This is a genomic window from Petrotoga sp. 9PW.55.5.1 (assembly GCF_003265365.1).
In the GTDB taxonomy this organism is placed as follows: Bacteria; Thermotogota; Thermotogae; order Petrotogales; family Petrotogaceae; genus Petrotoga.
Genome location: NZ_AUPM01000060.1, coordinates 45,666 through 54,147 on the forward strand (window position 1 = coordinate 45,666; position 8,482 = coordinate 54,147).

Annotated in this window: 6 protein-coding genes and 2 pseudogenes; 7 read left to right on the forward strand and 1 reads right to left on the reverse strand. The window is 29.9% G+C overall.

Features of this window, described 5'->3' with window-relative positions; genetic code table 11:
• Positions 1-6: 6 nt before the first annotated feature.
• The 5 genes from PW5551_RS09020 to PW5551_RS09040 all read left to right on the forward strand — a co-directional run bounded on the left by PW5551_RS09020 (position 7) and on the right by PW5551_RS09040 (position 5,652).
• Complete coding sequence (locus tag PW5551_RS09020; protein ID WP_113075450.1) at positions 7-813, forward strand: bifunctional 5,10-methylenetetrahydrofolate dehydrogenase/5,10-methenyltetrahydrofolate cyclohydrolase; 807 nt, start codon at positions 7-9, stop codon at positions 811-813.
• Positions 813-1,646, forward strand: coding sequence for an XdhC family protein (locus tag PW5551_RS09025; protein ID WP_113075451.1), 834 nt, complete (start codon positions 813-815; stop codon positions 1,644-1,646). Before PW5551_RS09020 ends, PW5551_RS09025 begins: the two co-directional genes overlap by 1 nt.
• Positions 1,636-2,808, forward strand: a complete 1,173-nt coding sequence (locus PW5551_RS09030; protein ID WP_113075452.1) for a MalY/PatB family protein — start codon at positions 1,636-1,638, stop codon at positions 2,806-2,808. The genes PW5551_RS09025 and PW5551_RS09030 overlap by 11 nt, the downstream gene beginning before the upstream one ends.
• 182 nt (positions 2,809-2,990) lie before the next feature.
• Positions 2,991-4,724: a phospho-sugar mutase gene (locus PW5551_RS09035; RefSeq protein WP_113075453.1), complete on the forward strand. Its 1,734-nt coding sequence runs from the start codon at positions 2,991-2,993 to the stop codon at positions 4,722-4,724.
• A 37-nt stretch (positions 4,725-4,761) separates the two neighbouring features.
• Positions 4,762-5,652 carry a tyrosine-type recombinase/integrase gene (locus PW5551_RS09040; protein WP_113075454.1) on the forward strand — a complete coding sequence of 297 codons (891 nt, stop codon included), beginning with the start codon at positions 4,762-4,764 and terminating at the stop codon, positions 5,650-5,652.
• A gap of 13 nt (positions 5,653-5,665) precedes the next feature.
• On the opposite strand, the pseudogene PW5551_RS10335 reads toward PW5551_RS09040, so the two are convergent.
• Positions 5,666-5,818: pseudogene (locus PW5551_RS10335) on the reverse strand (IS21 family transposase); the annotation flags it as partial.
• A 340-nt stretch (positions 5,819-6,158) separates the two neighbouring features.
• Between PW5551_RS10335 and PW5551_RS09050 the strand changes: the two are divergent.
• Both PW5551_RS09050 and PW5551_RS09055 read left to right on the forward strand, forming a co-directional pair.
• Positions 6,159-7,403, forward strand: a complete 1,245-nt coding sequence (locus PW5551_RS09050; RefSeq protein ID WP_113075456.1) for an MFS transporter — start codon at positions 6,159-6,161, stop codon at positions 7,401-7,403.
• Positions 7,404-8,220: 817 nt separating this feature from the next.
• Positions 8,221-8,482: pseudogene (locus PW5551_RS09055) on the forward strand (ABC transporter ATP-binding protein); the annotation flags it as partial.

An 8,482-nucleotide genomic window follows, 5' to 3' on the forward strand; every position in this document is an offset into this window, starting at 1 on the left:
TTTAAAATGTTTATCGATGTAAAAGACACAATAAAAAAAATTAAAGAAGAAATAGATATTATAAAAAATGAGTTGACTTTCGAACCCAAACTTGTTAGTTTAGTTGTTGAACCTGATAAGTCTACTTTATCTTATCTAAATTCCCAGAAACGAAGTGCGAAAAAATATGGAATAAACTTAGAAATTGTTGAAAGCAATAATCTAGTAGAAGATCTTCAAAGACATAACGAAGATGAAAATACTCATGCAATATTTGTTGCTCGACCTTTGAAAAAAGGTTTTACAGAATTAGATATTGCAAAAAACATCTCCCCATTTAAAGATGTAGAAGGAGTCAGTTTATACAATATAGGTTCAATGTTTTATGAAAAAGAACTTTTCATACCTTGTACAGCAGAAGCAGTAGTAAAAATTATAGAAGATTTTATAGACGTTAAAGGAAAGAACGTAGTTATAATCGGAAGAAGCACTACAGTTGGAAAACCTGCTGCTATACTGCTTCAAAAACGCGGTAGGGATGCTACTGTAACAGTTTGCCATTCAAAAACAGAAAATTTAAAAGAAGTAACAAAAAGAGCTGATATATTAGTAGCAGCAATAGGTAGAGCCAATTTTGTTGATAAAAGTTTTGTAAAAGAAGGAACAACCGTTATCGATGTAGGAATAAATGTTGTTAACGGCAAGGTAGTAGGGGATGTTTCACAAGATGTTTCTGAAATATGTAATTTGACTCCCGTTCCTGGAGGAGTTGGGAGTTTGACAACAGCAATACTAATGAGAAATGTATTTAGAGCCGCAAAAGGTGAGTTTTAATGAATATTGAATTATTAAAAATTATAAACAAAGAAATAGAAGAAGGGAAATCGGGCGTTCTATGTACGGTTATTAGAGCAGTAGGTTCTACCCCAAGAGATATTGGAGCAAGTATGTGGGTTAGAGCCGACGGCTCAACAATAGGAACAGTTGGCGGAGGCCCTTCAGAAAAAGAAGTTATAGAAAAAGCAAATGAAATGATAAAAAAAGGAGAAATAGAGCCTAAAATTTATGACGCAGTACTAAGAGAAAAAGAAAGTGATGGAAAATCTATTTGTGGTGGGGAAATAAGCGTTCTATTAGAACCATTGGGAAACGAACCAAAAATAGTAATATTTGGAGCTGGTCACGTAGGTAAAGCTTTAGCAAGAGTTGCAAGTATAACGGGATTTAAAACAATCGTTTGGGATGATAGAGAAGATTTGGCTAATCAGCAAAACATTTCTTGGACAGAAACTATAATTTGTTCTTTAGATGAAGCCTTTAAGAAAATAAATTTTGATAAGAACACTTATGTAGTTGTTCTAACTCGCCAGCATTCATTAGACGAAGATGTTGTAAGATTGCTAGAAGGTAAATCTTTCGCTTATTTGGGTGTAATTGGTTCATTAAGAAAAACATTAAAAATGAAAGAAAACTTATTAAAGAGAGGAGTTTCAAAAAGTTACGTAGACAAAATTTATCAACCTATTGGGATTCCAATAGGTGCGGAAACTCCTGAAGAAATTGCTATTTCAATTTTGGCTGAAATTATTGCGGTTTATAGAAAGGCTAATATAACTGTTTTAAGAAATACTTATTCAATAAAGGAGAAATCTTTGAGTGAAATATAACTTTGATGAAATAATTGATAGAAGAAATACAGAATCAGCTAAATGGAAGGCTTTAAAACAGTTATATGGAAGGGAAGATATCATCCCTATGTGGGTAGCTGATATGGATTTTAAGTCTCCTCCCGAAATTATACAAAATTTGAAAGAAAGAGCAGATCATGGGGTATTTGGCTATCCAATGATAGATGATAATTATTTTGATTCTTTTGTAAATTGGGTTAAAAAAAGACATGAGTTGAATATCAGTAAAGAATGGATAATAACAGCAGATGGAGTTGTTGATGCTTTAAAAATAGCGATTCTTGCTTTTTCAAAACCTGGAGATAAAGTAGTAATTCAAACACCAGTTTATTATCCCTTTTATAACATCATCAAATCTAACGGAAGAGAGATATTACGTAACTCTCTAAAAATAGAAAACGGAAATTATATAATGGATTATGAGGATTTAGAGAAAAAGTTATCCGATAAAAGAACGAAACTATTCATACTTTGTAATCCTCACAATCCAGTTGGTAGGGTGTGGACAAAACAAGAGCTTGAAAAATTAAGTGATCTATGTGTTAAACACAACGTTATTCTATTATCGGATGAAATACATTCAGATCTTATATATCCAAGTAACAAACATATCCCTATTGTATCTATTTCTCAAGAAATAAAAGAAAAATCACTAACCTTTTATGCTCCAAGTAAAACTTTTAACTTAGCAGGCTTAAAGGCCTCGTATGTAGTTATCCCAAACAATGAATTAAGAAACGAATACAAAAATACTATTGAAAGTATTTCAAGTAGTAGCCTAAATATATTTGGCATGATAGCTGCCAAAGCAGCATATGAAAAAGGTGAAGGTTGGCTTAAAGAGCTACTAATTTATCTAGAAAATAATATAGATTTTGTAATAAGCTTTTTTAATGATAAGCTACCGAAAGTAAAAATTACAAAGCCCGAAGGGACATACTTAATGTGGTTAGATTTTAGAGCGTATGGAGATGAAGAAAAGATAAAAGAAATGCTTGTAAACAAAGCAAAAGTTGGATTAGAAGAAGGAAGCATTTTTGGAGAAGAAGGGAAAGGTTATTTTAGAATGAACATAGGGTGTCCAAAAAGTGTCATAGAAAAAGTTTGTAATAACATTTATAATGCTTTTAAAGACCTGTAAATTATTTTAATTGAAGGATGGTATAATCTAAATGTAAATATATTACACTCTAAGAAGTTAGAAACGCTAAGTGAAAAATATTTCGATGATTAGGATATTTTCATTTTATCACAAGAGTTAAAAAAAGGTAATATTTGAAATGAAAGTGGGAGTGTATACGCAAAAGACAGGAGGTAATGATTTTGAGAGATTACAAGAAAATTTATTATAATTGGCTCAATAATCCTATTATTGATGAAGAATCAAAAAAAGAGTTGAAAAAAATCGAAAACAACGACGAAGAAATAAAAGAGAGATTTTACAAAGACTTAGAGTTTGGAACAGCCGGCTTAAGAGGAAAGTTAGGAATTGGTACCAACATGATGAACATTTATACTGTGGGAAGAGCAACTCAGGCTCTTGCTGATTATATAAAGGATTTTGGACATGAAAGAATGAATATGGGAGTTGTTATAGCTTACGATGTGAGGCATTTTTCAAAAGAATTTGCTAAACAGTGTGCACTAATTTTTGCTGGTAACGGCGTAAAAGCTTATTTGTTTGAAGATATAAGACCAACGCCAGTACTTTCTTTTGCTGTTAGATACTTAAAAACTACAGCGGGTATTGTAGTTACAGCGAGTCATAATCCTAAAAATTACAATGGATACAAAGTTTATTGGGATCAAGGTTCACAAATTTTAGATGATGTAGCCAACGGTATAGTAGAAAAAATAGAAGAAATTGGCTACGATTTTGATAAAATCAAGAAAATTCCTGAAAATGAAGCTATAAAAAAGAAGTTACTTCAATATGTTCCAAAAGAACTAGACGAAGAATATTTAAAAAGAGTTGAGAGTTTAGCTTTAAGAGATAAAGAGATTGATAAAAACATCAACATAGTTTATACTCCATTGAACGGTACCGGAAACTACTTTGTCAGACGTGTATTAAAAGATAGAGGGTTCAACAATGTTTTTGTTGTCAAAGAACAAGAACTTCCTGATCCAGATTTCAAAAGTGTTGCTAATCCAAACCCGGAATATGAAGTTGCTTTTGAAGAGGCAAAAAAATTAGGTGATCAGAAAAACGCAGATTTACTATTAGCAAATGATCCAGATTGTGATAGAACAGCTATTGAAGTATTAAATAACAATGAGTATAAAATGCCTAACGGTAACCAAGTAGGTGCTTTGTTGGTAAACTACATTCTAGAGAGTAAAAAAGAAAATAAAAGTTTAGATACTAACTCGGCAATTATAAAATCTATAGTTACAGGAGATTTATCAAAAAGAATTGCTGATAAATATGGGATAACTGTGTTTGAGACACTCACGGGTTTTAAAAATATCTGTGGAAAGGAAAATGAACTAGAAAAGGAAGGAAAGTATAAATTCTTATTTGGTTTTGAAGAAAGTATAGGTTATGTTATGGGAGATTTCGTTAGAGACAAAGATGGCGTTATTGCATCTATGTTAATTTCAGAAATGGTTGGCTATTACAAAAATAAGGGTAAAAATTTGTTAGAAGTTCTAGAGGATATTTATAAAGAGTTTGGATATGAATTAGAAAATAATTTTTCTTTAGTTCTAGAAGGAATTGCAGGGCAGGAAAGAATTAATAGAATAATGGAAAAATTTAGATATAATTTTCCCAAACAGATATCTGATTTAAAATTAGCTAAGTACGCCGATTATTCAAAAAATCAAATGTATTATTTATACGAAAACAAGACAGAGGTAATTACGGAGATCCCTTCATCAAATGTTTTAAGATTCTGGTTTAATGATGGTTCTTGGTATGCAGTTAGACCTTCGGGAACAGAACCAAAACTTAAGATTTACATCTACTCTTATGACAAAAATAAAGAAGAATCAAAAAGAAAACTAAATTCAATAAGAAAAACGATAGATGACATTATAGATTCTGTGCAATAGTTGAAAAATTAATATTGGCATCTTCAGGGGGAATTCTATGAATGAAACATCGTATAATAATGAAATTAATAATGATCAAATAAATGAATATATAGACGAGTTCTTATCCTACCTGAAATTTGTAAAAAGACGTGCTGATTCAACTATAAAAGAATATCAAAAAGTTTTGAATAATTATAAAAAGTACGTAATAAAATATGGATTAAATAGAACCTGTTTTCTAAAATATTTACAAGAGATATCCAATCTCTCTCAAAGAACTATAAAACTTAGAATAGTAGTTTTAAAATCTTTTTTAAATTATCTGTATGAAAACGGAGAAATAACAGGAAAAAATTATTGGAAAGATGCGAGTACTAAAATTCCAAGCGATGTACCTAAAGGGCTAACCGAAGATCAAATAAAAATATTTTTCTCCGTTATCGATGATATTTTTGATAGGATGTTTTATTCTCTACTATTAAATACAGGATTAAGAATATCAGAAGCTTTATCTTTGAAAAAAGAAAGTATCGTTTTTAATCAAAATTACGCTGAAATTATAGTAAAAGGGAAAGGAAATAAAGAAAGGTATCTTAAAATTTCAAAAGAGTATGCAGAAGAACTATTATCTTTTTCTGAAAATAAGGAGTATATATTTTCCAATAACAATGATGTTCCTTTCTCTTCTCGAACTATGGAGCGTAGATTCAAAAAATATGTTATAAAAGTCAATGAAAAAATTGATCAATTGAAAAATAAAGGGTATAAAAATATAAATTATTTGAATGCCACCCCTCACGCGCTTAGGCACACTTGCGCTAAAAGGCTTCTTAACTCGGGGAAAAATCTAGAAGAGGTACGTTACATATTGGGACATACTACAATTTCTACTACTGGAATATATGTTAGATCTGACAATCATACTTCTCTATTAGATAAAATTTAAACCGGCTCACCCCCGGTTTATTCCTTTTCTTAGCTTTCCCTTCGTATACTTCGTAATACTTTTTCACTGTCCTTCTATCTACTGCGTATATACTTGCTAATTCAGAAAAATTCGGTTTCATTCCCATCACTTTTATTATTTCTATCTGCTCTTTCATCTCTTTCATCTTCAATATCCTTAATTATCTAAACTCCTTAAAATATTTTTATAATTTTTCAATATTTAAATTAATAATTTTATTTTAGAATAAAAATAATTTGATTTTTTTATTCTATACCTTGACTTTTGAAAAATAAGGTGATATAATTTATTTAAATTATTGATTCATAACTTAATATTATTAAAGGAGGGAATAATAATGTTCAAAAAAATATATAAAAAACTTAGAAAAAATGACTCTTATTATACTGCCTATGACAATCTCGATAAAGAGTTATACTACTTTTATTTAGAAAATATTAGAAGGTTATGAGAGATTGGAGAAAAATGAAAGAAAGGGGGATAAAATGCCAGGTTCTAAAGGAAGTTTAAACCTTTTAACAAAGAATAGAAATTTTTTACTTTTATTCTTTGGAAGGCTTGTTTCAAGTGTAGGAACAGCAATTTTTTTTATCTCTATTCTTTGGTCTGCTGCAACTGAGATAGGCGGAGTTGCAGCAGTTAGCGCTATTTTATCTACGGTAGCAGTTGTCAATATAATCTTTTCTCCTTTTGCAGGAGTCTGGGCCGATAGGTGGAAGAAAAGGAATATTCTTGTTATAACAGATATAACATGTGGTGTGATCCTCTTGTTGTTAGGTTCCTTTTTTGGCACTTATTTATTCCAAATATGGGTGTTAATTTTGGCAATTTTTGGATTACAGATCTGCGGAAGCTTGTTTGGCCCTGCTTTACTCTCTTTGATACCCGTTATTGCTGATGACAAAGATCTTTTTCAAGCAAACGCTTTAATCTCAATGACTGATAGACTTTCCCAAATTATAGGAATGGCAATAGGTGGGGTACTTATTTCTTTAGTAGGTATAAAAGGAGCAATTTTTATAGACGCTATTACATTTATTTTATCAGCTGTATCTGAAATGTTCATAAATATAGAAGAAATAAATAAAAAAGAAGTAAAAACTCACAAAAAAATTCGAATGTGGCCAGATATAAAAGATGGATTTAAAGTGATATGGTCTAATATTGAATTGAAATGGTTAATACTTTTAGAAATTATAGCTGATTTCTTCGGTACAACTATTTTTGTTTTTTTGCCAATATTAGCTGATCAAATATTGAAAGTTGATTCCGCAGGGTATGGAATTATGCAGGCAATGTTAGGTGTAGGTTCATTAATTTCTGCTCTTGTCCTTTCATTTGTTAAAGAAATAAAAATGAAATATACAGCCTTGACCATTGCCGGTATACTTTCAGGATTATCTTTAATGTCTCTTGGGATAGCTAATAGATATCTTTATGCGTTATTCTCTCTTCTTATTTTAGGAATTATGAGTGAAATTGTAAATGTTAATGAAAATCTTATAATTCAAAGAAGAACGCCAAAAGATACAAGAGGACGAGTCTTTGCCTTACGTTCTACGATGGACAATTCTTTAAGACCTTTTTCTTTTGCTTTAGCTGGAGTATTAGCAACTATCTTTCCTTTGCAAAATATTTTTATAGTTTTTGGACTTATAAGTAGCATAATAGGGCTAATGTATATATTTATCCCTATTCGATTAAAAAAACAAGAAATAGCGGTAGACTAAATTTTCATTTAAAAACAACATAATATTTACTTTGGTTCTATTGTTAACAAGCCCATATTCATTAACTTTTACCTTTTTAATCAACTATACTGTAACTATCATCAAAAAAGAGAAAACGAAAACAGAGTATAAAACGTGATAAAAAACATCTTAATTAAAGTTTACATAAGGTTTTTTGAGCCGATCTCTGAAAATATATTTTGATCTATATTTGAACCTGATAAAAAAATTACTTGAAAATCATATAGAAAAGGGTAAGATAAAAATAGTGTTTGGTCTTATGAGTTTGTAAGAGAAGAAGGTTAATTACAAAATCAGAAGGTTGGATAAAAGATGAAAAAGTTCATTGTTATTTTATTGACAGTGGTATTGCTATCAGGGGAGTTTTTGTTTGGGCAGGTGATAATGAAGGAATCGCAGGTTTCGAATCATTAAATCCTGGAGAAATTGTAAGTTATATTGATGAAAGTTGGTAAGTATGCATTTTTAATTTTTAAAGAGTATTGGAAAAAGGATTAAAAAGACAAGAAGTGTTTGAACATAGTGAGCAAATTATCATTAGATATTTATGTTAGTGGTTCAAAATTCTAAAGAGTGTTTTTATTTAAAAAATGAATATTTTTCCATGCTAGCTTTTAGTTGATAATAATGATTTTTCATTAGGGAATGTATTTGAAAGTAAAGAAAAATTAGAAAATCTTTTAGCAGTATCACAACAAGAATATAGTAAAACATTTGATAAAACCAAATATAAAAGCTGTTCCAATTGTTTTTTAGAATCAAACTACTGATCAAACGAATCATTGGAGGTTATTATATGAACAAATTTGCGAAAAGGCTTATAAAATATGGTGTAAAAAATTATAAAAGATATATGATTATCATATTTCTTTTAGGTATGATAGCTATTGCATTTGGTTCGCTGAACCCTTTTTTTCTTCAATACTTAATTGATGAAATAATATCGCTTCAAAAAATTAATATCTTACCCTATTTTTTGTTTTTTTTGATTGGGGTAGTAGCTTTAGATAGGTTATTCAGTTATTTTTTTAATACTTACCATCGAAAAGTTAACTTCC